At 67.4% G+C, this 23589-nt stretch carries 30 protein-coding genes and 1 pseudogene; 15 read left to right on the top strand and 16 right to left on the bottom strand.

What is annotated here, in order from left to right; translation table 11 throughout:
• Positions 1 to 479, top strand: a 479-nt coding sequence (locus DPQ64_RS08870; RefSeq protein WP_232820527.1) for a GrpB family protein, incomplete at its 5' end; no start/stop codon positions are given.
• A gap of 74 nt (positions 480 to 553) precedes the next feature.
• Positions 554 to 1702 carry an acyl-CoA dehydrogenase gene (locus DPQ64_RS08865; protein WP_115863996.1) on the top strand — a complete coding sequence of 383 codons (1149 nt, stop codon included), beginning with the start codon at positions 554 to 556 and terminating at the stop codon, positions 1700 to 1702.
• A 196-nt stretch (positions 1703 to 1898) separates the two neighbouring features.
• Here DPQ64_RS08865 and DPQ64_RS08860 read toward each other — a convergent pair whose 3' ends face one another.
• Positions 1899 to 2174, bottom strand: a complete 276-nt coding sequence (locus tag DPQ64_RS08860) for a helix-turn-helix transcriptional regulator (protein ID WP_115863995.1) — start codon at positions 2172 to 2174, stop codon at positions 1899 to 1901.
• Between the two features lie 122 nt (positions 2175 to 2296).
• Between DPQ64_RS08860 and DPQ64_RS08855 the strand changes: the two genes are divergently transcribed.
• The 3 genes from DPQ64_RS08855 to DPQ64_RS08845 all read left to right on the top strand — a co-directional run bounded on the left by DPQ64_RS08855 (position 2297) and on the right by DPQ64_RS08845 (position 3432).
• Positions 2297 to 2683 (top strand): hypothetical protein, encoded by a 387-nt coding sequence (locus tag DPQ64_RS08855; RefSeq protein ID WP_115863994.1) that lies wholly within the window; start codon positions 2297 to 2299, stop codon positions 2681 to 2683.
• A 189-nt stretch (positions 2684 to 2872) separates the two neighbouring features.
• Positions 2873 to 3163, top strand: a complete 291-nt coding sequence (locus DPQ64_RS08850) for a DUF7111 family protein (RefSeq protein ID WP_115863993.1) — start codon at positions 2873 to 2875, stop codon at positions 3161 to 3163.
• Between the two features lie 59 nt (positions 3164 to 3222).
• Positions 3223 to 3432, top strand: coding sequence for a ribbon-helix-helix domain-containing protein (locus tag DPQ64_RS08845; RefSeq protein WP_115863992.1), 210 nt, complete (start codon positions 3223 to 3225; stop codon positions 3430 to 3432).
• A gap of 392 nt (positions 3433 to 3824) precedes the next feature.
• Here DPQ64_RS08845 and DPQ64_RS08840 read toward each other — a convergent pair whose 3' ends face one another.
• The 5 genes from DPQ64_RS08840 to DPQ64_RS08820 form a co-directional block, all read right to left on the bottom strand.
• Positions 3825 to 4463 carry a protein sorting system archaetidylserine decarboxylase gene (locus DPQ64_RS08840; protein WP_115863991.1) on the bottom strand — a complete coding sequence of 213 codons (639 nt, stop codon included), beginning with the start codon at positions 4461 to 4463 and terminating at the stop codon, positions 3825 to 3827.
• 31 nt (positions 4464 to 4494) lie between these two features.
• Complete coding sequence (locus DPQ64_RS08835) at positions 4495 to 4953, bottom strand: DUF5799 family protein (RefSeq protein ID WP_115863990.1); 459 nt, start codon at positions 4951 to 4953, stop codon at positions 4495 to 4497.
• Between the two features lie 217 nt (positions 4954 to 5170).
• Complete coding sequence (locus DPQ64_RS08830; RefSeq protein ID WP_115863989.1) at positions 5171 to 5566, bottom strand: OsmC family protein; 396 nt, start codon at positions 5564 to 5566, stop codon at positions 5171 to 5173.
• Positions 5567 to 5657: 91 nt separating this feature from the next.
• Complete coding sequence (locus DPQ64_RS08825) at positions 5658 to 6395, bottom strand: metal-dependent hydrolase (RefSeq protein WP_115863988.1); 738 nt, start codon at positions 6393 to 6395, stop codon at positions 5658 to 5660.
• A 94-nt stretch (positions 6396 to 6489) separates the two neighbouring features.
• Complete coding sequence (locus DPQ64_RS08820) at positions 6490 to 6762, bottom strand: hypothetical protein (RefSeq protein WP_115863987.1); 273 nt, start codon at positions 6760 to 6762, stop codon at positions 6490 to 6492.
• A gap of 190 nt (positions 6763 to 6952) precedes the next feature.
• On the opposite strand from DPQ64_RS08820, the gene DPQ64_RS08815 reads away from it, so the two are divergent.
• From DPQ64_RS08815 to DPQ64_RS08795, 5 genes are all read left to right on the top strand, one after another.
• Positions 6953 to 7552, top strand: coding sequence for a gluconate 2-dehydrogenase subunit 3 family protein (locus DPQ64_RS08815; RefSeq protein WP_115863986.1), 600 nt, complete (start codon positions 6953 to 6955; stop codon positions 7550 to 7552).
• Positions 7549 to 9174 carry a GMC family oxidoreductase gene (locus DPQ64_RS08810; protein WP_115863985.1) on the top strand — a complete coding sequence of 542 codons (1626 nt, stop codon included), beginning with the start codon at positions 7549 to 7551 and terminating at the stop codon, positions 9172 to 9174. The genes DPQ64_RS08815 and DPQ64_RS08810 overlap by 4 nt, the downstream gene beginning before the upstream one ends.
• 285 nt (positions 9175 to 9459) lie before the next feature.
• A complete protein-coding gene (locus tag DPQ64_RS08805; protein WP_115863984.1) occupies positions 9460 to 9915 on the top strand; it encodes a ferritin-like domain-containing protein in 456 nt (151 codons plus the stop codon).
• 153 nt (positions 9916 to 10068) lie between these two features.
• Positions 10069 to 10788 (top strand): DUF7504 family protein, encoded by a 720-nt coding sequence (locus DPQ64_RS08800; RefSeq protein ID WP_115863983.1) that lies wholly within the window; start codon positions 10069 to 10071, stop codon positions 10786 to 10788.
• Between the two features lie 7 nt (positions 10789 to 10795).
• Positions 10796 to 12967, top strand: a complete 2172-nt coding sequence (locus DPQ64_RS08795) for a hypothetical protein (protein ID WP_115863982.1) — start codon at positions 10796 to 10798, stop codon at positions 12965 to 12967.
• 1 nt (position 12968) lies between these two features.
• Here the strand turns inward: DPQ64_RS08795 and DPQ64_RS19200 are convergent, their stop codons facing one another.
• Complete coding sequence (locus DPQ64_RS19200) at positions 12969 to 13115, bottom strand: DUF7503 family protein (RefSeq protein WP_198662067.1); 147 nt, start codon at positions 13113 to 13115, stop codon at positions 12969 to 12971.
• A 180-nt stretch (positions 13116 to 13295) separates the two neighbouring features.
• On the opposite strand from DPQ64_RS19200, the gene DPQ64_RS08790 reads away from it, so the two are divergent.
• Both DPQ64_RS08790 and DPQ64_RS08785 read left to right on the top strand, forming a co-directional pair.
• A complete protein-coding gene (locus DPQ64_RS08790) occupies positions 13296 to 13607 on the top strand; it encodes a DUF5779 family protein (protein ID WP_115863981.1) in 312 nt (103 codons plus the stop codon).
• A 212-nt stretch (positions 13608 to 13819) separates the two neighbouring features.
• Positions 13820 to 14274 (top strand): annotated as a pseudogene (locus tag DPQ64_RS08785) (universal stress protein).
• 74 nt (positions 14275 to 14348) lie between these two features.
• Here DPQ64_RS08785 and DPQ64_RS08780 read toward each other — a convergent pair.
• A complete protein-coding gene (locus DPQ64_RS08780) occupies positions 14349 to 15077 on the bottom strand; it encodes a VOC family protein (RefSeq protein WP_115863980.1) in 729 nt (242 codons plus the stop codon).
• Positions 15078 to 15217: 140 nt separating this feature from the next.
• On the opposite strand from DPQ64_RS08780, the gene DPQ64_RS08775 reads away from it, so the two are divergent.
• Together DPQ64_RS08775 and DPQ64_RS08770 are read left to right on the top strand one after the other, a co-directional pair.
• Positions 15218 to 15895 (top strand): hypothetical protein, encoded by a 678-nt coding sequence (locus tag DPQ64_RS08775; protein WP_115863979.1) that lies wholly within the window; start codon positions 15218 to 15220, stop codon positions 15893 to 15895.
• 84 nt (positions 15896 to 15979) lie between these two features.
• Complete coding sequence (locus DPQ64_RS08770; protein ID WP_115863978.1) at positions 15980 to 16393, top strand: hypothetical protein; 414 nt, start codon at positions 15980 to 15982, stop codon at positions 16391 to 16393.
• Positions 16394 to 16759: 366 nt separating this feature from the next.
• Here DPQ64_RS08770 and DPQ64_RS19195 read toward each other — a convergent pair whose 3' ends face one another.
• A complete protein-coding gene (locus DPQ64_RS19195) occupies positions 16760 to 16915 on the bottom strand; it encodes a DUF7557 family protein (RefSeq protein ID WP_198662066.1) in 156 nt (51 codons plus the stop codon).
• 227 nt (positions 16916 to 17142) lie between these two features.
• Between DPQ64_RS19195 and DPQ64_RS08765 the strand changes: the two genes are divergently transcribed.
• Positions 17143 to 17376 (top strand): DUF7563 family protein, encoded by a 234-nt coding sequence (locus tag DPQ64_RS08765; protein ID WP_115863977.1) that lies wholly within the window; start codon positions 17143 to 17145, stop codon positions 17374 to 17376.
• 72 nt (positions 17377 to 17448) lie between these two features.
• Here DPQ64_RS08765 and DPQ64_RS08760 read toward each other — a convergent pair whose 3' ends face one another.
• The 7 genes from DPQ64_RS08760 to DPQ64_RS08730 all read right to left on the bottom strand — a co-directional run.
• Positions 17449 to 18468 (bottom strand): isocitrate/isopropylmalate dehydrogenase family protein, encoded by a 1020-nt coding sequence (locus tag DPQ64_RS08760; RefSeq protein WP_115863976.1) that lies wholly within the window; start codon positions 18466 to 18468, stop codon positions 17449 to 17451.
• On the bottom strand, positions 18465 to 19103 hold the full coding sequence (gene leuD / locus DPQ64_RS08755; protein WP_115863975.1) for a 3-isopropylmalate dehydratase small subunit: 639 nt from the start codon (positions 19101 to 19103) through the stop codon (positions 18465 to 18467). Before leuD ends, DPQ64_RS08760 begins: the two co-directional genes overlap by 4 nt.
• Positions 19100 to 20554 carry a 3-isopropylmalate dehydratase large subunit gene (gene leuC, locus DPQ64_RS08750; RefSeq protein ID WP_115863974.1) on the bottom strand — a complete coding sequence of 485 codons (1455 nt, stop codon included), beginning with the start codon at positions 20552 to 20554 and terminating at the stop codon, positions 19100 to 19102. The genes leuD and leuC overlap by 4 nt, the downstream gene beginning before the upstream one ends.
• Positions 20555 to 20636: 82 nt before the next feature.
• Positions 20637 to 20993, bottom strand: a complete 357-nt coding sequence (locus DPQ64_RS08745) for a hypothetical protein (protein ID WP_232820525.1) — start codon at positions 20991 to 20993, stop codon at positions 20637 to 20639.
• A gap of 24 nt (positions 20994 to 21017) precedes the next feature.
• Positions 21018 to 22121, bottom strand: a complete 1104-nt coding sequence (gene ilvC / locus DPQ64_RS08740) for a ketol-acid reductoisomerase (protein ID WP_115863973.1) — start codon at positions 22119 to 22121, stop codon at positions 21018 to 21020.
• Positions 22118 to 22894 (bottom strand): acetolactate synthase small subunit, encoded by a 777-nt coding sequence (gene ilvN / locus DPQ64_RS08735; RefSeq protein WP_115863972.1) that lies wholly within the window; start codon positions 22892 to 22894, stop codon positions 22118 to 22120. The genes ilvC and ilvN overlap by 4 nt, the downstream gene beginning before the upstream one ends.
• The coding region (locus tag DPQ64_RS08730; RefSeq protein WP_232820524.1) for a thiamine pyrophosphate-dependent enzyme at positions 22891 to 23589 on the bottom strand (699 nt) is incomplete at its 5' end. The genes ilvN and DPQ64_RS08730, both read right to left, overlap by 4 nt.

Below are 23589 nucleotides of genomic sequence, written 5' to 3'. Positions count from 1 at the left end.
CCCCCCCCCCCCCGCCGCCGCCCCCCGCCGTCGCTGGCGGGGGGCGCGCGCCCCCCCCCCCCCCCCGCGACTTCGAACACGTCGGGAGCACCGCGGTCGACGGCCTCCCGGCGAAACCCATCGTGGACATGATCGCCGTGGTCACTGAACTCGACGACGCGGTCGAGCTCGTTCCCGTTCTCGAAGATCACGGCTACGAGTACCGACCCAACGACGCGGTCGCGGACCGACTGTTCTTCGCCAAGGGACCGCGGACGAATCGGACTCACTACCTCTCGCTCTGCGAGCGCGACAGCGACTGCTACCGCGAGCAGGTCGCCTTCCGGGACTACCTGCGAGCCAATCCCGAGGTCGCGGCCGAGTACGGGCAACTCAAGCGCGAACTGGCCGAGACGTATCCCGACGACCGGGCGAGCTACACCGAGGCGAAAGGCGAGTTCGTCGAGCGCGTCCTCGCGGAAGCGGTGGACGATGGCTAATTGCTGACTCGACGGCCGACCGGTGAGCGCTCCGAAGGGAAAAGTAAAGGACGACTCCCCCGAATTTCACCCACATGGACTTCAGCCTCTCGCCGGAGCAGAAGCAGATCCGTGACATGGTCGCGGAGTTCGCCGACGAGGAGATCAAGCCCCGCGCCGCCGAGATCGACGAGAACGACGAGTTCCCGCAGGATCTGGTCGACCAGATGGCCGACCTCGGTCTGATGGGGATGCCGTTCCCCGAGGAGTACGGCGGGGCCGGGCTCGACTACCACTCGTACGCCATCGGCCTCGAAGAGATCTCGCGAGGCTCGGGCGGGCTCGGCACCGTCGTCGCGGCCCACACCAGCCTCGCGGGCAACATGCTCTACGAGTTCGGCGACGAGGACCAGAAGCAGGAGTACCTGACGCCGCTCAACCGTGGCGAGGACGTCGGCGCGTTCGCACTCTCGGAGGCGGGCGCAGGGTCGGACGTGCCCGCGATGACGACCACCGCCGAGTACGACGCAGACGCCGGCGAGTACGTGGTCAACGGCGGCAAGCTCTGGATCTCGAACGGCTCGGTGGCCGACACGGTCACCCTGTTCGCCAAGACCGACCCCGACGCCGGCAACAGGGGCATCTCGTCGTTCGTCGTCCGGCCCGAGGAGGACGACGGCTTCCACGTCGAGGGCACAGAGGACAAGCTCGGCGACAAGGGCTGTCCGACCGCGGAACTGCGCTTCGACGACATGCGCATCCCGGAGGACCGACTGCTCGGCGAGGAGGGCCGCGGGTTCGTCCACGCGCTCAAGACGCTCAACGGCGGTCGTATCACCATCGCCGCCCGCTCCATCGGCCTCGCACGCGCCGCGCTGGAGGACGCGCTCGAATACTCGCAGGACCGCGAGCAGTTCGACCAGCCCATCTCGGAGTTTCAGACCATCCAGCACAAGCTGGCCGACATGGACACCAAGGTCCAGTCGGCGAAGCTGCTGATGCACCGCGCGGCCGACCTGAAGATGCGCGGCGAGGACTACATCAAGGAGGCCGCACAGGCGAAGCTCCGCGCCTCGGAGATCAGTCGTGAGGTCGCCAACGAGGGCATCCAGATCCACGGCGGCTACGGCTACACGAAGGACTTCCCGGCCGAGCGCTACTACCGGGACGCCAAACTGAACGAGATCTACGAGGGCACCAGCGAGGTGCTCCGGAACACCATCGCGAACGAACTGCTGGAGTGACGCGACTGCTTCGGTCGCTCCTTCGGGTTCGATTGCTCTGGTTCCCCGCGGTCGTAGCGGCGTTTGCACTCGCGGTGGTCGGTGCCGAGCGGTTCCCCTCGGTGGGTGGAGGTGTTCCCGTCGTCGTGGCCGGCTTCCTCGTCACGTCTGGGGTGCTAACTGTTGGGCTCTTATTGGCGGTTTCCAGCTGACGAAGCTATTCGACCTTCTCGCGCATCCACTCGAAGTGTGCCTCGACGCGCCGTTCGCCGGCGTCGGTCAGCGCGTAGGCGTCGTGGATGCCGTCCGTGCGCTGCTCGACGAACCCCTTGCTCTCCAGGGACTCCATCGCGCCGTAGAACGACTGCGAGTCGATCCGGGCGTCGTAGTGGTCTTCGAGGTTGGTCTTGAGGCGCTGGCCGCGGAGCGTCTCGGCCTCGTACAGCAGGACGCAGATATCGCGCCGACGGCCGCTCTGGAGCCACTTGGTCATGGTCGGACGCTCGGGGCGAACCACCACGACGTTTGCGCTTCGCGTTCGCCGGACGCCCCGCGCCGAACCTGTTCCGCGGTCGCTCCGAAAGGGCTTTGACGTGTCATCCGAGTCGAACAACCATGCCTGTCACCGAATCGGAGTGGACGGACGGCGAGATCGACGCCGAGGAGGGATACACCGAGACGACCGCGGTCGGCGAGTACGAGACCGAGAAGGATCTCGTGGTGAGCTTCCTGAGCGACAACCACGGAGGGGCCTACACCCGCGCGGAGATCGTCCGCGGCGTGGACTTCGGCGAGACGGCCTCGCCGACGACCGTGCGCGAAACGCTGGCGAACCTCCCCAATCAGCTCCTCGACGTGGTCGGCGACCTCGCCGCGAGCGGCATCGTGATCGACGACGTCTCCGAGGCGCTGGACGAACTCGTCGAGGAGGGCATGGTCGAGCGGAAAGAACTCGACCGGCCGGACGGCGAGCCCGAGGTGTACTACCGGCTCGCGGACTGACGCCGATAACAATTCGAGGCTGACTTCTCCGAATTCTCGCGACCTCCGTCACGACCGCGAATCCCGCCACGACCGCGAATCCAGCTACGACCGCGAATCCCGCCACGACCGCGAATCCAGCTACGACCGCGAATCCCGCCACGACCGCGAACCGGTAGCTTCGACTGTAGGGGGTTCGAACCCTCTACCATGACCGAGCAGGAAGCCACGAACGAGGAGGCGACGGCGGGTGGAGTCACCGCCCGGTACTACGAGACCGACGACGAGCGCGTGCTGGCGTTCGATTCGGACGGCGCGACCGCCGTTATCGCTCAGAACGTCGAGGGGTACGCCATGCTGAAGGTCCGGCCGACCGTCGAGGGCGACGAACTCGAACGCTACTACGGCTTCGACATGGCGCTCGACCACGCCGGGGAGCTGCTCGGCGTCGCGCCGCACGACCTGCCGGTCCCGGACGCGGCCGCCGACATGGGAATGTAGCCGCCATCGCGGGCCGACTGGACGCAACATCTATCCGGCGGGCGGACCCAATCCCGTGCATGACCGAGTACACCACGGTCTCGATTCCGAAGGACCTGGCCGACCGCGTGGACGAGACCATCGATGGGACCAGCTTTTCCAGCACCAGCGACCTCGTGCGCTTCCTGCTCCGGAGTATCGTCATCCAGCACCAGAAGCAGGGCAAGCTGACCGAGGCCGAGTTCGAGGAAATCACGGGCCAACTCCGCGAACTCGGCTATCTGGAGTAACGCCTGCTGAACAGTCGCTCTCTGCTACCTTCTGCGTTCTCCCCAAGCGTTCGCTGCGTTCGACAGTCCCCCGAGCGTGCGCTACGTTCGACAGACCACTCGGCGCGCGCTGGCGGGGCGCTGTCGTGCGCCCCGCCAAATCGCGCGAGGGACGAGGACCGCAGGTCGGAGCGAAGCGGAGACCGAGGACCGCAGGAGGCTGGGGAGGTCTGAGGCCTGCGGTCGCGGTGTCTGCGCGAACGAATGTGAGCGCAGGCTTGGCAGAGCTTGCTCTGCCGGTGCTGTCGCGGTGCGGTCTCTCCGAGGCGCAAGCAGTAGCTAGCTTCGTCGATTATTCGATACCGTAGCTCCGCGAATCGTTCCGTAGAATCTCGTCGAGAGAGTTCACCCGTCTACCGATTCAGCGCCGACTCCTCGACAAGCACCGTCTCGCCCGCCCGTACCGTCTGGCCGCGCTCGACTGCCACGTCCGCCAGATCGACCGACGCCGGAAGCAACACGTCGGCGCGACTCCCGAACGAGATGTGGCCGAGTCGCTCGCCGCGGACGAGTTCCTCGCCCGGCTCGACGTACGGGTGGATGCGCCGGGCGAACGCGCCGGCGATGAGCGTCACCTCGTGGTCGTCGATTCCGTCGGTGCCGGTAAAACGCACGTGGACCTTCTCGTTGCGGTCAGATTCCTTGGAGAACGCCGGGCGATGCTTGCCGGGTTCGTGGTCGACCGCCTCGACTCGACCGCCCAGCGGCGCGCGGTTGACGTGGACGTCGGTGACGTTCATGAACACGCCGATGCGGACTCGGTCGTCTTCCTCGCCAGAGACGTTCTCCTCGCGAACGACCGACACCTTTCCGTCGGCCGGGGCGAGCGCGCCCGCCGCGGGCGGGGAGCGCTCCGGGTCGCGGTGGAAGAGAAGGACGGCGACCCCCAGTGCGATTGCCGCGAGACTGGCAAACGGCGTGAGGACGACGGCGGGGATCGCGAGCGCGAACGCTGGGGCTGCGTACCGCCACGCGCCGGGCGTGAACTTCATCGCTGCGTTCCGAATCCGTGATACCCTCTGCTCATTCGCTGGCGGCCTCGCGGACCTGCGCCCACTTGCCCTGGGATTCGAGGCGCTGCTGGAGTTCGCCCGCGTACTCCTGGGCGAGCCGTCCGGCCGCCTGCACGCGGTCCTGGTCGACGCCGTCGTCGCCACCGCCGCCGAGGCCGAGCGCGTCCTTCACCGAGTCGAAGACGCCGCCGCCCCCGGACTGACCGCCGCCTGCGCCCGCGCCGCCCATCGCACCCATCTGGTCGCGGATGTTCTCCAGTTCGGGCATCACCTGCTCGATCTTCGAGGTGTCGGCGACGATGCGCGCCTGCTCGTCGTCGCCAGGGTTCTCGATCTCGAACTCCACCGCGGTCATGATGAGACCCCACTCCTGCCGGGAGAACTGCGAGTCTGTGACCCGCTGTGCGAACTCCTGGTCGACCGCCATCCGGTCCCCGACGACGAGGTCCTGCCATCCGCGTTCGGTCATGAGCGACCTTTCGGCAGGAGATGGTATGAGGGTTTTCCTGTTCGGCGGCGCTCGCGGGGCGGACGCGGAGAAGCTGTGGGATAACACCCGTCGCACGACCGCTTCGGGGCGACAGCTATAGAGTGACAGTTCCGGAGCGACAGCTACGGAGTGACTGGCGAGTGGATGCGGGAAAGAAATGGAATCGCGGGCTCGTCGGACTCGAAAACCGGCGTTCTCAGACAGCGTGGCCGTCGATCTCGATCTCTGCCGCCAGTTCGGCCTTCAACGCGTCGTGGACCTTGCAGAGTTCGTTCGCGCGCTCGGCGACCGCCTCGGCCTGCCCGTCGTCCATCTCGGCATCTGTTCGGACGTGGAACTGGACGGCCGCGAGCTTGTCGTCGTCGTTCAGGTCGCCGTTCACGTCGATCTCGACGCGGCCGAGGTCGCCGACGTCGCGCTGCTCGGCACCGACGCGCAGGGCAGGGACGTAGCAGGAGCCGTACGCCGCCAGCAGGGCTTCGAGCGTGTCGGGGCCCTCCTCGCCCGTGGCGTCGATGGTCAGGTCGAAGTCGCGGACGCTGTTGTCGGACGCGTACCCCTCCTCGGAGACGGTCGTGACTTGCTTGGACATACGTGCCAATTGTCGCCCGCCAACTCCCTAAGTATTGCTTTCCGAGCGAAACCACGAAGACTGAAGTAGAGACGGTGTTCGACCGGGCGATTCAGTAGTCCAGTTCGTCCGCGAGGTCGAACGTCTCGTCGCCGTCGAGTACCCGGACCTCGGCGTCGCTGCCCGTGGCCTCGACCTCGCGCCGGAAGTCGTCGGGGTTCTGCTCGATAGGCGGGAACGTGTCGTAGTGAATCGGCACCGCGTAGTCGGCGTCGACCCAGTCGACCGCGATGGCGGCCTGCGCGGGCCCCATCGTGAAGTGGTCGCCGATGGGCACCGCGGCCACGTCGGGTTCGAGGAACGAGCCGATGACGTCGCGCATCTCGGTCTGGAGTGCGGTGTCGCCCGCGTGGTAGAAGGTCATGCTCTCCTCGTCGGACACCTGCGTCGGCTTGGTGTCGCTGATCACGAATCCGGCGGGCATCCCGCCGGTCGCGCCGTAGTCGGTGTCCAGCCCGTTCGTGTGGTCGGCCCGGACCATCGTCACGTACGCGTCGTCGCACTCGACGGTGCCGCCGAGGTTCATCCCCATGCCGCCGACCGCGTCGAAGTCGCCGTACTCGTCGCGGCAGTACGAGACGACCTCCGGCGTCGCCACGAGCTCGGTGCCCTCGTAGCGGTCCACGTCGCCGATGTGGTCTGCGTGACCGTGCGTGAGCAGGACGTAGTCGGGGTCGAGTTCCTCCGGATCGGTGTCGGTCTTCGGGTTGTCGAAGAACGGGTCGATGAGGAGTTCGGTCCCGTCTACGTCGACGTGATACGTCGAGTGACCGTAGTACGTGAGCTTCATGGATACGACCGAAGCTACGGCTGGTTTTCACTTAAAAGGTAGCGGGACGGTTCCGTTTTCTAACCGGAGACGAGAAACGTCGTAATTCGGGTCCTCATCCGCGGTCGTGCTCGTTGGACGTCTCGAACAGGTTCCAGCCGGTAATGCGGTGGAAGGCTTTATCGAGGACGAGCCCGAGCACGACGACCGCCAGCGAGAACGCGACGAACAGTCCTGCAAGCTGGAGTATCTCGAACGAACTGGCCCGCGACACCAGCACGCCGACGACGAACAGGATCGACGCCATGAACAGGACGGGGACGACGAACCACTTCAGAACCCAGTGGTCGTCGAGATACCGGCCCGCCTTTCGGAGTAGGTCGCTCATTGTAGTCTCCTATCGTGTTCCTTGGATGTCACCCCTGGTAAATGTATTCCTGCTAAGCCGAGTCGCTCGAATAAAGAGCGTGAATTCCGATAGCGGTCACTCGGGGATAGTTCTACGACACCGTTCCAGCCACGCCAGCCACCGAACCACATGGCAACCCCTAAGTTTTAGGCTTGCCTAACTCTGCGTGATGGAACTCAGTCGCCGGGACGCGCTGGCCGCGCTGGCCGCGAGCAGCGTCGCCGTCGGGGGTGGCGCTGTCCTCACCACCGACGTTGAGGAGGGCGCGCTCGACGGGACGCCCTTCGGCGGTGGAGCGTCGAGCGGTGACGACGAGAGGGCGTCCGGCGACGGGGAAGCCGACCCCCTCGCGGAGGACCGACTGGCGACCCTGCTCGCGGTGGCCGACGTGGTCTACCCCTCCGGGGTCTCAGGCGTCGAGGAGTTCGTGCGAACCTACGCGCTCGGGCGCACCGCGGATCGCCCCGAGCACCGCGAGGGGATGGTCGACGCGCTCGCGGCGCTCGACGAGCACGCGCGGTCGTGGCACGACGCCGCGTTCCGGGACCTCGACGCCGAGACCCGCGAGTCGGTGCTCGACCAGATGGCCGTCGACGCGACGAATCCCGACCCCGAGGGAGCCGACCCCGAGCGAGTCCGCTTCTACGTCGTCAACGAACTGCTGTACGCGCTGTACACCTCGCCGACGGGCGGCGAACTCGTCGGCCTCGAGAACCCGCAGGGCCACCCCGGCGGGGCCGACAGCTATCGGCGGGGGCCGCGGGAATGAGTGGTGAGACTAATAGAGTCCCGTCCGAGCGCGCGGACGTCTGCGTGATCGGGGCCGGGCCCGCGGGCGCGCTCGCGGCCCACCGACTCGCGAACCGGGGCCACGACGTGGTCGTCCTCGAAGCTGGCGAGCGGTTCGACTTCGAGGACCGCGAGCGCCGGATGGAGCGCGCGATCCGCCCGGGCCACGACCCGCTCTCGGTGTGGGAGATGGGCGGCCCGCGCGACGCGTACAGCTCCGCCGGCGAGCGATTCTACCCGCTGAATCGGGCGCGGGTCAAGGGCGTGGGCGGCACCACGCTCCACTGGCAGGGGATGGTGATGCGCCTCCACGAGTCGGACTTCGAGTCGTGGCCCATCGACTACGACGACCTCCGGCCGTACTACGCAGAAGCTGAGCGGGCGCTGGGCGTGGCGGGAGCCGACGACAACCCCTTCGCGCCGCCGCGCGAGGAGCCGTACCCTCTGCCGGGGTTCGAGCCCTCCCACAGCGACTCGATCTTCGCCGCGGCCTGCGAGCAACTCGGCGTGACGACCCACTCGGTGCCGAACGCCCGTAACTCCGAGTCCTACGACGGCCGAGGCCCCTGCGTCGGCTACGGCACCTGTAAGCCGGTCTGTCCCTCCGGCGCGAAGTACTCCGCGGACCACCACGTTGTGAAGGCAGAGGAGGAGGGTGCGCGAGTCATCGACCGCGTCCCGGTCCAACGCCTCGCTCACGACGACGCCGGCGAGCGCGTCACCGCGGCCGTCTACGCCGCGCCCGACGGAACCACGCATCGGCAGGAGGCCCGCGAGTTCGTCCTCGCGGCCGGCGGGGTCGAGATTCCGCGGCTCCTCCTGCTGTCGAAGTCCGAAGAATTTCCCGACGGCCTCGCCAACGCCTCGGGCGCTGTCGGGCGGTACTTCATGGACCACCTGTTCGCCGGCGCGGGCGGCACGCTCGACCGGCGGACGCGCCAGAACCACGTCGGGTTCATCACCAGCGAGTCCCACCAGTTCTACGACGACCCGGCGCGCGCGACCGAGGGGACTGCCGGCGGGATTCCGGCGTGGGACGACGCCCCGGCCGACCCCGCCGCGGTCAAACTGGAGTTCCTGAACTACGCCGGCCCCTCGCCGGTCGAGATGGCGCTGTCGGGCGACGAGTGGGGCGACGACCTGCTCGACACGCTCCGCGAGGGCTACGGCAATTCCATCGCGATGGGCGGGCTGGTCGAACAGCGCCCGCGGAAGGAGAACCGCGTCGAACTCGACCCCTCGACCACCGACGACCACGGGAACCCGGTGCCGAAGGTCCACTGGCGCGTCGACGACCGGACGGCCGCGAGCATCCGCCGCGCGAACGAGATTCAGCGCGCGGTCCTCGACGAACTCGGCGCGGACGTGTCGTGGACCGTCGGCCCGGAGGCGACCGGCCCGGCCTTTCACCACATGGGCACGACCCGGATGGGCACCGACCCGGCCGAGAGCGTGGTGAACGCCCAACTGCGAGCCCACGACCTGCGGAACCTCGCCGTCGCGTCGAGCAGCGCGTTCGTGACCGGCGGCGCGATGAACCCGACGCTGACCATCGCTGCGCTCGCGCTGAAGGCTTCCGAGCACGTGGACGAGCGATTGTGATTTGAATTTGATCTTCATCCGAGGATCGCTGGCTCACTGGCTGAGACTCGAGACAGGAATATCATTCACCACCGGCGCGCGAGCAACGCGTACCGGGTGGCTGTGGACGCTATCGCGCCGGTCAGAGAAGAGGAGCCAGCGCGCGCCGAATAAAAAATCAGACGGCACATGCGAAGCCAGAGCAACGAATCGAGAGCGACGTACCGACCCCGAAAAGGCGCCGCCGACCGCTCTCACCGCCGCGACCACAACGATAAGGGGGTTAGCGACCGTAGTTCCGGACGCATGACGAACCAGGAAGTCACCGACCTGCTGAAGAAGGCGTACAGTGACGAGATCGAGACTGTGATGAACTACCTCACCAACTCCATCGTGCTCGACGGCGTGAGCGCCGAGGAGGTCAAAGACAGCCTCGAAGTCGACATTCAGGAAGAGCTGGGCCACGCCGAGATGCTGGGCAACCGGCTGAAGCAACTCGACGAGCGTCCGCCGGCCTCCTACGACTTCGAGGCCCGACAGGAGAGCCTCCAGCCGCCGGAGGACAGCACCGACGTACTGTCGGTCATCGACGGCGTGCTCGACGCCGAGGAGGACGCCATCCAGACGTACCGCGACCTCATCTCGGCAGCCACCGAGGCCGACGACCCGGTCACCGAGGACATTGCGGTCACCGTCCTCGCCGACGAAGAGGCCCACCGGACGGAGTTCCGCGGCTTCAAGCGCGAGTACGAGAAGGACTGACGCATCGGCCGAGAGAAGGACCGAACCGCTGGAGCGACCACCCGGGCCGAACTGTGAGCGAGGGTCGTTTGGAAATCCCCGGTTCGAACGAACTCGTGGTAACCCTTTCGAATACAAAATTTTATTTCCACACCCCGTGTGGTGTGGGACGAGATGTCACTTGAGCGGGCGACCTTCCGCGGGGACTCCTCGGCCGACGAGTTCCACGCGGCATTGAAACGGTTCAAGTCCGAGGGCTGCAACCTCCTCGTGACCGGCCCCGTGTCGGAGGACGTGTCCGAGCACGCGACGCGCACGCTCCTCGGATCGCCGGACGCCGACCGTAAGCGGGTGGTCGCGCTCGCCGACTCCCGGACCGGGAACGTCTCGACCCGACTGCCGCCCGGCGTCGACCCCGACGGGCCGGACGTGTGGGTCATCGACCAGCAGACCCACCAGCGCTCGGTGCCCAAGCACGCCCGGAGCGGGGACTTCGAGCTTCCGAGCGAAACGGAAGTTGGAGGCGTCGCCGACGATGATGCGCTGGACCGCCTGCGCGAGGAGATCGTCCTCGCCATCGACTACTTCGAGGACTGGACCGGTGGGCTCGAGTCGGCCGACCTCCGGCTCTCCGTGTCGTCGCTCGACCGGCTGGCCCACGTGCACGGCCCGAGCGAGGTCGCCCGGTTCGTCCGCGCGGTGGGCGCGATGGTCCGGGGCGTCCACGGCATGGCCCACTACCACCTGCCACGACCGGACGACGACGAGCTGGTCGAGCGACTGTCGCCGCTGTTCGACGCACGCATCGAGCTCCGCAAGCGGGACGGTCTCCCGACCGAGCAGCGCTGGCACGTCCCCGAACACGACCAGACGACCGACTGGGTGCGCCTCTGAGCGAACCATGAGTCCCACGTTCGCGGTGACCGCCGATCCGACCTGCGTCGAGATACGCGACTCCATCGAGAACGCCCGCTTCGAGCTCCACACAGCTACCCCGGTCGAACCCACGCCCGTCGAACCGAGGTCCGCCGAGCCGACGCCCGGCGACCGCGGGGCGTTCTACTTCCCCGTGGACGCCGCCGTCGCCGTGGAGACGACGGCCGTCGAGGTGCCGAAGCTCGCGAACGTCCTCGTACGAACGCGAGAGGGCCACCTCGTGGCCGACAACGCCGACCACGCCGACCGTTCGCTCGCGCCCGACGCGTACGACGTGGAACTCAGTACCGCGCCGATGAAGCTGTACCTCTCGGTCGAGAGCGCGCTCGACGTGCGCCACGACGAGGCGTCGGTCACCGTCGCGTTCGACGGCCCGACCGAGGTTCGGATGGGCGCGCGCTCGTTTCACGACCGGCCCGCGGGCACGATCACCACGACGCCCGACCCCGAGGGCGCGATGCGGGCCATCTCCCATCTCGGATCGGCGCTCAAAACCACCTCGCCCGAGCGGAGCTTTCCCACCCTCCGAGGCCACCCGCCGCTGGTCGAGGTCGGCGAGGAGTTCCACGCGCCCGAGAACATCGAACCGCCGGACACCGGTATCCGGCTCGAACTGCCCGCCGACTATGAGCACGTCTACCCCGCGGCGTCGCTCGCGTACTACCTCGGCGCAGCGGTGGTTCCCGCGGACGAACCCCGATTGGTCACCGACGAGGGCTTCGCGTACGACCTCGACCGACCGCCGGGCTACGAGGCCACGCTCGGGCGCGTGCTCCGGCAGGCGTTCTTCTTCGACTGCGTGACCCGGACCGAGGGCTACTACAGGGTAGACCTCCACGAGCGCGAAGCGGTCGAACCGCTCGTGGACCTGGACTTCGCGGCGCTGTACGAGGCCTCGCCCGCCGAACGACTCGCCGCCTACCTCTCGGTGCCGTTCGAGACTGTCGCGGAGCACGTCCCGGACTGGAACCTCACGACCGACGTGATGGCGACGCCGGACAACGCGGAGGTGCTCCCGTTCGTGGCGAGCGATCTCGCGCTGATTCGGTGCCCGGAGCACCCGACCGACGCGTCGGTCTCGGCGACCCCGGATCCGCTCGGGGCCTTTTTCCGCGGCGACGGGGACGCTGACAGTCGGCGACCCGCGGTCGACGGCTCCGCCGGCGTCGAGACCGACGACTTCACCCGAAGCACGACCGACGCCGCGCCGGTCGACTCCTCGGAGGACGACATCTTCACGCCCGAACCCACCGACACCGTCGAGCACGCGTGGGTGGGCGAGGGGTTCCCCGTCGGGGCGAACAAGGCCACGGTCGAGGCGTACCGGCGGCGAGTCGAGCGCTCGACCCCCGACAAGTCCAGCATCGAGATCCACGTGGTCTGCAACGACGAGCGCATGACTGCCGAGGGCGTGGTCGAGGAGTTCTACGGCCTCCGGGACCTGCTCCGGTTCGACGTGTCGGTCCACTACGGGCTGACGACCGACGAACTCGCCGACCTGCTGGGTCGGTCGGTGGACTTCCTCCACTACGTGGGCCACGTCGACGACGCGGGCATGCGCTGTCCCGACGGCCACCTCGACGCCAGCACGGTTGAGGAGGTGAACGTGAAGGCGTTCGTGCTCAACGCCTGCCGGTCGTACGCCCAGGGCGAGGCGCTGGTCGGCGCGGGGAGCTACGGCGGCGTCGTCACCCTCTCGGAGGTCGCCAACAGCGTCGCCACCGAGATCGGCCGGACCTTGGCTCGCCTGCTCAACTGCGGATTCCCGCTCCGCGTGGCGCTGTCCATCGTGAAGGACACCGTCGCGCCCGCCTACCAGTACACGACGGTCGGCGACGGCGGACTGACGCTGTGTCAGAGCGAGAGCGGAAGTCCGCTCCATCTTGAGGTGCAGACTTTGGACTCCGGCCGATACGATGTGGATTTCAGGACGTATCCGAGCCCCAGTCACGGGTTGGGCTCGATGCAGAAACCGAATATCGGTGACGTGAGCGAGCGGTACATCGCATCGGGAGTGGTCGACTCGTACGAACTGAGTGCCGATGACCTGCGGTCGTTCTTCGAGTTAGAAGTCCTCCCCGTCGAATTCGACGGAAAACTTCGGTGGAGCGACGAACTATCCGTAACCGAATTCTGAACTACGGTCCCGCATTCGTGCTCGCGCCGTTCGCGGCCACGTTGCCCGCGTGCATCAACAGGAGACCGATGGTGAACAGTGCGCCCATCATCCGGGGGTGTGCTTCGAGGTACTCCGCCATCGAGTCGCGAGTCGTGGGCTGTACCATGACGATTTTTACGTCTCCGCCGAATGCATTGAATCTGTCTAAAAAATGCCAATAGAAAACTACTTAATAACTCTTGTGGCCGTTGTCTTAAAGATGAGGGGTTTGTGAACAACTGACGCGAGGAATGAGTCGACCTGCCGTGGAGTAAGTGTTTTGCCCGGGGAGTTCGACCGGGCGGGTATGGCAAGTGGTTTCGACCTCGACCTTCAGACTGTCGAGCAGGAGATAGAGGACGCCGAGGACGGCGATGGGCACGGGGAGGGCGACCGCCGGATCGTCCTCGGCGCGCTCGACGGCACGACCGACGAGCGCGAGTGGTTCGAGGTGATCGACCGAGGGAACGTGCTCGTGCTGGCGATCGAGGGCGAACTGTCGGAACTCGCGGCCGACCTCGCCCAACTGGTCAAGGAACGCGGCGGGAATCTGGTCCACTTCCGGGACTTTCTCATCGTCAGTCCTGCGAACGTGAACGTGGATTCGAGCAGGCTCTGAATCGGGTCGGCAGTAGAGCGGCCTCCCCGCGACCGAGAAGTGGTTTCCGCGCAGTCGGCGAAGTAGTCTACGCGCGGCCGGGGAAGTGTTCTACGCGCGGCCGAGAAGCGGTCTACGCGCCGGATGTCGTTGCAGAGCAGAACCTGTGAGACCGTTTCCATTCGGTGACAATCGGGACACGTTCTTCGATACCTCCGTGCGTAGAGTCTCACATGTACGACAGAATCCTGCTCCCACCGACATGAGCACCGGAGTCGACCACGCAATCGAGCACGCGCTCGACGCCGCCGACCGCTACGACGCCGAACTCCACGCGCTCTACGTCGTGGACGCCGAGGCGTACAGTTCCTACCCCGGCGACGAGTACGTCCACGAGTTCGAGGGGCTCGAAAACGCACTCGAACGCGCCGGTAACGAGGCCATCGAACGCATCGCCGACGCCGCCAGTAGCGCGGGCGTCCCTTGCGAGACCGTCGTCCGCCACGGCGTGCCCCACGAAGAGATCTTGGAGTGCGCCAAGGAGGCAGACGTGGGGCTGACGGTCGTCGGATCGAAGAACCGGCCGGGCGAGTACCGCAGACTGCTGGGCAGCGTCGCTGAACGAGTCGCGCACATGTCCGAGCGGCCGGTGACCATCGTGAAGACGCCGGTCGGCACCGACGAGTAGCGGACTCGCCCTATTCGAGGGCCCCGCACGGAACCGACTCTGCATCGAGTAACCCGGAGTGTAAAGGCCGGTGCTCAACCGAACGTCAGGTAGTGACCGTCCGGGTCGCGGACGCGCACGCCAGCTTCGACCTGCGAGACCTCACAAGCGTCCTCCCGGACCGCGTCGGCCGCGTCGGCGGGGTCCTCGGTCGCGAATCCGAGGTCGACGTGGAGGCCGCCCCGAGCGTCCGCGATGCCGAGCTGTGGCTCCCAGAGTTCGAGCGCGACCGGACCGCCGAGCCGGACTCGGCGGCGCTGGTCGCCGCGGTCGACCGGCTCGAAGCCCAGCGAGCGGTAGAACGACTCGGCGCGAGCGAGGTCCTCGACCTCCAGCACGACCTCGAAAATATCCGTGATGAGGGCGTCGCTCGCGGGTTCTTCCTCTCTGCTCGCTTTTCTCAAGTCGCTTCGCTCCTCGTGTTCGCCGCAGCCGCCGATCTCGACGCAGTTGCCGTCCGGGTCGTAGAAGTACAGCGACTTCGAGCCGCCGAAGTCGAACTCCGCGAGGTCGAACTCGGCCGAGAGTCGGTCGTACCAGTCGTCGTAGCAGTCCGGCGGCGTGGCGAACGCGAAGTGGGTGTGGACTCCGCCGCGGGGGACCGGGCCGGGCTCTCGGAGCACGAAATCCGTCCCGCCGGCGTCGAAGACGACCTCGCCGTCGCGCTCGCGAGTCACGGGGAGGTCGAGGTGAGTCGCGTAGAACTCCCGGGCGCGGTCGAGGTACTTCGCTTCGAGCGCCAGCCGGTCCAGTCCCGTGAGCATCGGCGCGGGCTACGCCCGCCCGGCGCTTAAACCCCGGTGGGTGAACTCTGTGGAGGGGGCACGCCTCGTCGAGGATGGGAACGCCTCGTCGATGTACCGCTACGATGGGAACTTTGGGGCTACGGGTCAAAGGGACTGATATGCCGATGAAGCAGACCGACCCGGCGACCGACTACGAGGAGATCGACCGGTGGGACGGCGGCGTCGGGTGGATCGCTCACCCCGGCGAATCGATGCGCCGGGCGAGCCACGCACTCGCGTCGGAGTCGGGCGTCTGGCTCGTCGACCCGGTCGACGCGGCGGGCCTCGACGACCTGATCGCGGAGTTCGGCGACGTGGCCGGGGTCGTCGTGCTCCTGAGCCGCCACTACCGCGACGCCGACGAGATCGCCGCTCGCCACGACGTCCCGGTGTACGTCCCCGCGTGGTTCGACTCGATTCCTGACCTCGACGCGCCGCTCCGCCGGTTCGACACCCGGTTGCCGGACACTGACTACCGACTCCTGACCGTCGTCGACACGTTCGGCTGGGAGGAGGCCGCGCTGTACGACGACGAGTCCGGAACGCTGGTGGTCCCCGAGAGCGTCGGGAACTCCTCGTACTTCACCACGGAGAGCGAGCGGCTCGGCGTCCACCCGATGATCCGGCTCACGCCGCCGTCGGCCCTGCGCGGGCTCGGCCCCGAGCGGGTGCTGGTCGGCCACGGCGCGGGCGTGCAGGAGGGCGCGGCACGGGCGCTCGCGGACGCGCTCGACGGCGCGCGACGGCGGGCCCCTCGGTTGTACGTCGAGACCCTCCAGAGTTTCCTATCGGGGTAGTTCCGTGTCCGGATAGGGAGTTTCGGCGGAGCGGGAGTCCGCCGGAGCAGCATCGCTTTTACCCGCGGCGGGCGAACGGAACGTGTGGTGTACGTAACCCGGGGACTGGTGGCCGTCCTACTCGACCTCGCGGCGGAGGCCGAGCCGGAGGAACTGACCGTTTCGCTCGCGGTCACGCCCGCGGGCGAGTTCGACGGGGTCGTGGACGCGCCGCCGGACGCGCCCGTGTTCACGCACTTCTACCCGCCGGAGACCGGGCGGTCAATCACCGCGGTGTTCGGCGTCGACCTCTCGGTTCCGGCCGGACAGACGCAGGGCCGGTTCGTCTCCCATCCCCGGGGGAACCTCGACGTGTCGAAAACCGACGACCTCCACGAGGCGGTATTAGTCGCGGTCCCGCCGTGGGAGGAGTCGTCGCTGGCGGCGTTCGACCGCGCGGGTCGGGGGCGCGACCTCGTGATCGTCGACGCCGAGCCGCCGACCGAGTCGCTGGCCTGAGTTGAAGGTCGACGAGGGCGACTCGTCTTCTGTTCGGCGCGCGCTCACTTCTCCGTCCGTCCGACTCGCGGTAACCGGTCTTCCGTCCGACTCGCGGTAACTCGGCCTCTCGACTGGCGCGCGATAACTCGGCCTCCCGACCGGCTCGCGTCTGGGCGCGGCGCACGCGTGCGCCGCGCCCAGACGCGCACCGGGGTTGAAAGTGAGGCGGAAAGTGAAGTGTGAGGCGGAAAGTGAAGTCGTCACGCGCCTGCGGGCCCGTGAAAATCAGCGCGCCTCGGTCACGAGCGAAGCGCAGTCAGAACTCGACGGGGGACGACACACCGTTGACTTCGTTTCGACCGTTTCGAGCGCGTCGACTGTGGACTAATCCCCGCTGTAGTCGCCGCCGTGGAACAAGGTGCGTTCCTCGGCCTCGTAGATGTTGATGAGTTCGCTGACGATCTCGTCGTAGGACTCGTCTTCCACCCGCAGGCTGTCGAGGCGCTCGATGGTCTCCTCGTCGAGTTGTACGTCTGGCATCGGCCCCGCGTAAGCCGTCGACCACCTTAAGCCGACGGGGCGAGGAAGTTAGGCCGACGCAGTTCTCAGGCAGACGACTTAAAATTACGCCACCTTTCGGAGCGTGTGACGAACGTCAGACGACGTAATACGTAGTTACCGGCGGCGACAACGCTTGATTACGGGGGTGTAGGTACTGGATAACAAAGTGGATAGGATGGCGTGTATCTATCGCCGAGGAGGCAGGCATGACCACTACCGACAACAGACTCACCAACGGCGACGACACGATGGCCGAGAACAGGTGCCAGAGCTGCGGTTCCTTCGTGACGCGGGACTTCGCACGCGTCTTCGGGAACAACCACAATGAGGTGTTCGGCTGTCTCGAGTGCATGACAGCCACCGAGGTCAAGAAAGGCGGGGCGCGCGCCGACGAGGTCGACACCACGAACCTCATCGGCGGGCGCGAACCGCTCCGATAACCGCTCCGCCGGACGACTGCTATTCTCGCCGCGCCGACGCCGTTCGATTCTGTCCGGGTTAGACCGTCGTCGCTACTCCAGCCGCGCGACCACCGCGTCTGTCACATCGCGCGTCGTCGCGCTCCCGCCGAGGTCCGGGGTGTGTGGCCCGTCGGCCAGCGTCCCCTCGACCGCCGAGCGCACGCGCTGGCCAGCCTCGTCGTAGCCAAGGTGTTCCAGCAGCAGCGCGGCCGACAGCATCGTCGCGGCGGGGTTGGCGACGCCCTCGCCCGCGATGTCGGGCGCGCTCCCGTGGACCGGCTCGAACAGTCCGCCCTCGCGGCCCACGTTCGCGCTCGGCAGGAGGCCCAGCCCGCCGACGAGGCCCGCCGCCAGATCCGAGAGCACGTCGCCCGCGAGGTTCGGACAGAGCACCACGTCGTAGTCCTCCGGGCGCTGGACGAGGTGCATCGCCAGCGCGTCCATCAGCGCGTCGTCGTACGGCACGTCGTACTCCGCGCCGACCGCCTCGGCGGTCTCCAGGAAGAGGCCGTCGGTCTTGCGCATCACGTTCGCCTTGTGAGCAACTGTCACGTGACTGACAGTTTCGCCGCGTTCCGCGGCGTACTCGAAGGCGTAACGCGAGATTTCCCGGGACGCCGACTCGGTAATCACCCGTGTCAGCGTGGTTACGCCCGGCGCAACGTCCGTCTCGTGCCCCGAGTAGACGCCCTGGGTGTTCTCGCGGACGAACACGATGTCGGTCTCGGGATGGGGCGCATCGACGCCCGGGTAGGCGCGGGCCGGTCGGACGTTGGCAAACGAGCCGACCGCGTTCCGGAGCGGGAGCACCACGTCGGCCGCGGTCTCGCCCGCCGCGCCGAACAGGGTCGCGTCCGCGCCCGCCGCGAGTTCTCGCGTCTCGTCGGGCAGCGCTTCGCCGGTCTTGTCCCGCACGGCGTCTCCCGCTTCGCCCGCCACGAACTCGAACTCGGGTCCGACCGCCTCCAGCACCTCGCGCGCGGCCGGAACGACCTCCTGTCCGATGCCGTCGCCGGGAATCACTGCGATTCGCTCGCGGTCAGAGTTCGCACCGCCGTCATTGGTCGTCATTCTGCTTCCTCCACGTAGGGCAGACTCCTGGCTGTTTCGGTAACCGCCCCGGCGTTCGACTTCATCAGCGCGGTCGTGTCCCAGACGCCCTCGACGAGCGCCTTGCGCTGGGCCTCGTCGACCGTCGCGTCGATCTCGTGGTGCTCGGAGTTGGGTGCGCCGTAGCGCACGCTCTCGTCGGCCACGTCCACTTCGATCTCGCCGTCCGGATTCTCGTCGACGAAGTCCTGAAGCGCTTCGATCTCCCGTGCGCTGGCAGTCACCGTGGGGACGCCGAGCGCGAGGCAGTTGCCCGCGAAGATCTCCGCGAAGCTCTCGCCCACCACGGCGTCGATGCCCCAGCGCTTGAGCGCCTGCGGGGCGTGCTCGCGCGAGGAGCCACAGCCGAAGTTCGAGTTGACGACCAGCACTGACGCGTTCCGGAAGCGGTCCTCGTTGAAGGGGTGGTCCTTGGGCTCGTCGTCGTCCGTAAATCGGACGTCGTGGAACGCGAACTGGCCCAGCCCGTCGAAGGTGACGACCTTGAGGAATCGCGCGGGGATGATCTGGTCGGTGTCGATGTCGTTGCCCCGGACCGGGATGCCCGTACCCGAGACGCGCTCGACCGTCTCGATAGCGGTCTCGTCTCCAGTCATCGCTCGGCCACCTCCGCGTCGGTCGAGGCCGATTCCGGAAGCTCGCGCTCGTCCAGTTCCCGCACGTCGGTCACCTCGCCTTCGATTGCGGCCGCGGCAACCATCTGGGGGTTCATCAGCACCGTCCGACCCTCCTTGCTCCCCTGTCGCCCGACGAAGTTGCGGTTCGACGAGGAGGCACTGGCCTCGTCGCCTTCCAGCTGGTCGTCGTTCATCCCGAGACACATCGAACAGCCCGCGCCGCGCCAGTCGAACCCGGCGTCGCGGAAGACCTGATCCAGCCCCTCGGACTCGGCGGCGGCTTTGACGCGCTGACTCCCCGGAACCACCATCGCGCGCACGTCCGGGTGGACCTCCCGACCGGCGACGACGCGTGCCGCCCGCCGGAGGTCGGGCAGCCGCGCGTTGGTACAGGAACCGAGGAAGGCGACGTCGATTGGGTACCCAGCCATCGTCTCGCCGGGCTCGACGCGCATGTGCTCCTGCGCGCGCCGGGCGGTGTCCTGCTTGTCTTCCGGCAGGTCCTCGGGAGCCGGAATCGGCTCGGTGACGCCGACGCCCTGTCCGGGCGTGGTTCCCCACGTCACCATCGGTTCGAGCGCGCTGCCGTCGATGACGACCTCGTCGTCGTACTCGGCGTCCTCGTCCGAGCGGATGGACTCCCAGTAGGGTTTCAGGCGCTCGAACTTCTCGGGGTCGTCCCGGAAGGCGTCGGTGTCTTCGAGCCACTCGTAGGTCTTCTCGTCGGGGTTGACGTACCCCGCTCGCGCGCCGCCCTCGATGGACATGTTGCAGATGCTCATCCGGCCTTCGAGGCCGAGGTTCTCGATGGCCTCGCCCGCGTACTCGTACACGTAGCCGACGCCGCCGTCGGTACCGAGCCGGCGGATGATCTCCAGTATCACGTCCTTGGCTTCGACGCCGTCGCCGAGTTCGCCGGTGACCCGAATCCGGCGCACGTCCTTCTTCTCCATCGCGACGGTGCCGGTCGCCAGCACGTCCCGGATCTGGGAGGTGCCGATGCCGAACGCGAGCGCGCCCATCGCACCGTGGGTCGAGGTGTGGCTGTCGCCACAGACCACGGTCGTGCCGGGCTGGGTGAGTCCCTGCTCGGGGCCGACGACGTGGACGATGCCCTGGTCGCCGGTGTCCGGACTGGAGAACTCGATACCCGCCTCGCGGACGTTCTCCTCCAGTTCGGCCATCATCTCCTCGGCTGCGCCCTCGTAGGGGCGCTCGCGCCCGTCGGTCGGGACGATGTGGTCGACCGTGGCGTGGGTGCGCTCGGGGTACGCCACGTCGAGCCCTCGTTCGCGGAGCATCCCGAACGCCTGCGGGCTGGTCACCTCGTGGACGAGGTGGAGGCCCACGAACAGCTGGTCCTGACCGGTCGGCAGCTCCGTCACCTTGTGGCGGTCCCACACCTTGTCGTACAGTGTTCCTTCGCTCATCGATACCTCCCGAAACGCGCCGTATCGTGTAAAAATCCGTCCATCGTGTCGTCCTGTGTCTGTGTCGTCGTGGCGTCCGCGATTACTCTTCGTTCGCTACCGGTTCTTCCGTTCCGCCGCGCTCGAACACGCGGTCGACCTCCTCGCCGTCGCTGTACGGCGGCGTGTGGTCGACGTCCTTCAGGCGCGTGCGGGCGGGCTCGTCCTCGCTCTCGTCGGCAGCCTGTTCGTCTTCCGCCACTCCCTCGTCCTCGTCGACCGCGTCGCGGTGGCCACCGTCGGCCACCACTGTCGGGCCGCGCTGGAACGGTCGGTTTATCGCGCCGTGGTCGCCGTACGGGTGGGTGTGGCTCACGTCGGCCAGTGCTCGGCCGTCTGCGGGTCGGTCGGTCGTCGCGTCGTCTTGCGTTCGTCGGTGGCTCGGGTTCGTTCGGGTCATCGTGTCTCGTTCGTTATTATTCGGTCAGTCGTCCGCGGTCGCTTTCTCGGAGTCGCTCGGCGATTCCTCCGCGTCCTCGTCGTCGTCGTTCGCGGTTTCACCGCTCTCGTCTTCCGAGGCGCGTTGCGCCTCGCTCCACGCGAACAGTTCGCGCAGGTCTTCGCCGACCGCCTCGATGTCGTGGTTGCGCTCGGCGTTCTTGTGCTGGTAGTACGACGGCCGTCCGGCCTGGTTCTCGAGGATCCAGTCGCGGGCGAACTCGCCGTTCTGGACCTCTTCGAGCACCTCCTCCATGTTCTCGCGGACGGACTCGTCGATCACGCGGTCGCCGCGGGTCAGGCCACCGTACTCGGCGGTGTCGGACACCGAGTCCCACATCGCGGCCAGCCCGCCCTCGTACAGCAGGTCGACGATGAGTTTGGTCTCGTTCAGGCACTCGAAGTACGCCATCTCGGGCGAGTAGCCCGCGTCGACTAGCGTCTCGTAGGCGGTCTTGATGAGCGAGGTGAGGCCCCCGCAGAGGACCGCTTGCTCGCCGAACAGGTCGGTCTCGGTCTCCTCTCGGAACGTGGTCTCGACTACGCCCGCGCGCGTACACCCTAACGCTTGGGCGTAGGCGAGCGCCTCCTGCTGGGCCTCGCCGGTCGCGTCCTGATCGACCGCGAGCAGCGCGGGCGTCCCCTGGTCGTTCTCGTAGTTGCGCCGGAGCAGGTGGCCCGGCGTCTTGGGCGCGATCATCGTCACGTCCACGCCCTCGGGCGGCGAGATCTGCTCGAAGTGGACGTTGAACCCGTGGGCGAACTGGAGCGTGTCGCCCGGCTCGAGTTCGTCCTTCACCTCGTCGTACACCGCGGGCTGGACCGAGTCGGGCACGAGCACCGACACCACGTCGGCCTCGCGCGCCGCTTCGGCCGGCGTCCCCACCCGGAGGCCGTCCTCGCGGGCGGCGTCGCGCGAGGCCGAGTCCTCGCGTAGGCCGACGACCACGTCGACCCCGCTCTCGGCGAGGTTCTGGGCGTGGGCGTGGCCCTGGCTCCCGTAGCCGAGGACTCCGACCGTCTTGTCGGTGATGTACTGGCTGTCCGCGTCCGCGTCGTAGTAAACTGTGGATTGAACTTCGTCTGTCATCGTGAATCGTGTTCTCCGTTCGCCGCGTCGTTCGTCGAATTCGTTCCGTCGGTGGTCGATTCCGCTCCGTCGTCGTCCGAGTTCTTCGCGTGGCCCGGCTCCTCGCCGGGCGTCGTCGGCGTGTCCCCGCGGGCGAGCGCGGTCTGGCCGGTTCGGGCGATCTCGATGATGCCGAACTGCCGGAACGCGTCGACCGCATCGTCGATCTTCGCCCGGTCGCCGGTGATCTGGACCGTGATGGTTCGCGGGCCGGCGTCGAGCGTCTGGCCCTCGTACATCTGCGTGATGGCGTGGACCTCGTCGGGGTTCTCGCCCCGCACCTTCAGCAGGACGAGTTCGGCACGGACCGCGTGGTCGTCGAGCTCGCCCACCTCGATGACGTGCCGGAGCTTCGCGACCTGCTTTTTGATCTGCTCGATGCCGGCGTCGGTCTCCTCGACGACCAGCGTGATGCGGGCGTTCCCCTCGACGGTCGTCGGCCCCACGGTGAGGCTCTCGATGTTGAACTGCCGCCGGGAGAACAGCGCCGAGACGCGGGCCAGCACGCCCGGCTCGTGGTCGACAAGCGCGGAGACCACCGCGGACCTGGTGTCCTGCTCGGCCTCGACCACGGGGTCGATTCGCACGCCCTGCTTGTTTCGCCGCCCCTCGGGCTGGGGTCGTTTCTCGGGCGAGGGGCCGGCAAGCCCGCCGTTCGTTCGCTCCGAACTCCGTCTTCGCTCGGACCCCGTCTGTTCTCGCTCGGAACTCGTCTGATTTTGTCCCGAACTCATAGCTGGTCCTCCGACAGTGCGAATTCGCCGTTGGCCCCGCCCGAGGGGACCATCGGGTAGACGTTCTCGGCCGGGTCGATGCGGAAGTCGACGACCGACGGACCGTCGTAGGCCAGCGCGGCCGCGACGGTGTCGGCCACCTCGTCGTACTCCTCGACGGCGAACCCCTTCGCGCCGAACGCCTCGGCCAGCGTGTCGAACTCCGGACACCACGAGTACTCGGAGGCCGACCGGCGGCCCTCGAAGAAGGCGTCCTGCCACTGACGGACCATCCCGATGTACTCGTTGTTGAGCACCGCGACGGTAACGTCGAGGTTCTCGCGGACCGCGACTGCGAGCTCCTGAATCGTCATCAGGAACGAGCCGTCGCCCTCGAAGCTGACGACCTGCTGGTCGGGAGCTGCCATCTTCGCGCCGATGGCCGCGGGCAGGCCGTACCCCATCGTACCGAGGCCGTGAGAGGAGACCCACGTCCGGGGCTCGGTGAACGACCAGTACTGGAGCGCCCACATCTGGTGCTGACCGACCCCGGTGGTGACGATGGCGTCGTCGTCGGTCGCCTCGTCGAACGCCTCGACGACGAACTGCGGTTTGAGCGGCTCGTCGTCGGGCGTGGCGTAGTCCATCGGGTACTCGGCCTTCCACTGCTGGCACTGCTCGCGCCACGTCTGCCAGCGGTCGCGCGTCGGCGCGGC

This window comes from Halorussus litoreus, assembly GCF_003382685.1.
Taxonomy (GTDB): Archaea; Halobacteriota; Halobacteria; order Halobacteriales; family Haladaptataceae; genus Halorussus; species Halorussus litoreus.
The sequence above is the reverse complement of the archived record's forward strand: the minus strand, read 5'-3'. Positions and strand labels throughout refer to the sequence as shown.

Coding starts and splice junctions, on each gene's coding strand:
- DPQ64_RS08865 (WP_115863996.1), top strand. CDS start 554: ATGGACTTCAGCCTCTCGCCGGAGCAGAAGCAGATCCGTGACATGGTC.
- DPQ64_RS08860 (WP_115863995.1), bottom strand. CDS start 2,174: ATGACCAAGTGGCTCCAGAGCGGCCGTCGGCGCGATATCTGCGTCCTG.
- DPQ64_RS08855 (WP_115863994.1), top strand. CDS start 2,297: ATGCCTGTCACCGAATCGGAGTGGACGGACGGCGAGATCGACGCCGAG.
- DPQ64_RS08850 (WP_115863993.1), top strand. CDS start 2,873: ATGACCGAGCAGGAAGCCACGAACGAGGAGGCGACGGCGGGTGGAGTC.
- DPQ64_RS08845 (WP_115863992.1), top strand. CDS start 3,223: ATGACCGAGTACACCACGGTCTCGATTCCGAAGGACCTGGCCGACCGC.
- DPQ64_RS08840 (WP_115863991.1), bottom strand. CDS start 4,463: ATGAAGTTCACGCCCGGCGCGTGGCGGTACGCAGCCCCAGCGTTCGCG.
- DPQ64_RS08835 (WP_115863990.1), bottom strand. CDS start 4,953: ATGACCGAACGCGGATGGCAGGACCTCGTCGTCGGGGACCGGATGGCG.
- DPQ64_RS08830 (WP_115863989.1), bottom strand. CDS start 5,566: ATGTCCAAGCAAGTCACGACCGTCTCCGAGGAGGGGTACGCGTCCGAC.
- DPQ64_RS08825 (WP_115863988.1), bottom strand. CDS start 6,395: ATGAAGCTCACGTACTACGGTCACTCGACGTATCACGTCGACGTAGAC.
- DPQ64_RS08820 (WP_115863987.1), bottom strand. CDS start 6,762: ATGAGCGACCTACTCCGAAAGGCGGGCCGGTATCTCGACGACCACTGG.
- DPQ64_RS08815 (WP_115863986.1), top strand. CDS start 6,953: ATGGAACTCAGTCGCCGGGACGCGCTGGCCGCGCTGGCCGCGAGCAGC.
- DPQ64_RS08810 (WP_115863985.1), top strand. CDS start 7,549: ATGAGTGGTGAGACTAATAGAGTCCCGTCCGAGCGCGCGGACGTCTGC.
- DPQ64_RS08805 (WP_115863984.1), top strand. CDS start 9,460: ATGACGAACCAGGAAGTCACCGACCTGCTGAAGAAGGCGTACAGTGAC.
- DPQ64_RS08800 (WP_115863983.1), top strand. CDS start 10,069: ATGTCACTTGAGCGGGCGACCTTCCGCGGGGACTCCTCGGCCGACGAG.
- DPQ64_RS08795 (WP_115863982.1), top strand. CDS start 10,796: ATGAGTCCCACGTTCGCGGTGACCGCCGATCCGACCTGCGTCGAGATA.
- DPQ64_RS19200 (WP_198662067.1), bottom strand. CDS start 13,115: ATGGTACAGCCCACGACTCGCGACTCGATGGCGGAGTACCTCGAAGCA.
- DPQ64_RS08790 (WP_115863981.1), top strand. CDS start 13,296: ATGGCAAGTGGTTTCGACCTCGACCTTCAGACTGTCGAGCAGGAGATA.
- DPQ64_RS08780 (WP_115863980.1), bottom strand. CDS start 15,077: ATGCTCACGGGACTGGACCGGCTGGCGCTCGAAGCGAAGTACCTCGAC.
- DPQ64_RS08775 (WP_115863979.1), top strand. CDS start 15,218: ATGCCGATGAAGCAGACCGACCCGGCGACCGACTACGAGGAGATCGAC.
- DPQ64_RS19195 (WP_198662066.1), bottom strand. CDS start 16,915: ATGCCAGACGTACAACTCGACGAGGAGACCATCGAGCGCCTCGACAGC.
- DPQ64_RS08765 (WP_115863977.1), top strand. CDS start 17,143: ATGACCACTACCGACAACAGACTCACCAACGGCGACGACACGATGGCC.
- DPQ64_RS08760 (WP_115863976.1), bottom strand. CDS start 18,468: ATGACGACCAATGACGGCGGTGCGAACTCTGACCGCGAGCGAATCGCA.
- leuD (WP_115863975.1), bottom strand. CDS start 19,103: ATGACTGGAGACGAGACCGCTATCGAGACGGTCGAGCGCGTCTCGGGT.
- leuC (WP_115863974.1), bottom strand. CDS start 20,554: ATGAGCGAAGGAACACTGTACGACAAGGTGTGGGACCGCCACAAGGTG.
- DPQ64_RS08745 (WP_232820525.1), bottom strand. CDS start 20,993: ATGACCCGAACGAACCCGAGCCACCGACGAACGCAAGACGACGCGACG.
- ilvC (WP_115863973.1), bottom strand. CDS start 22,121: ATGACAGACGAAGTTCAATCCACAGTTTACTACGACGCGGACGCGGAC.
- ilvN (WP_115863972.1), bottom strand. CDS start 22,894: ATGAGTTCGGGACAAAATCAGACGAGTTCCGAGCGAGAACAGACGGGG.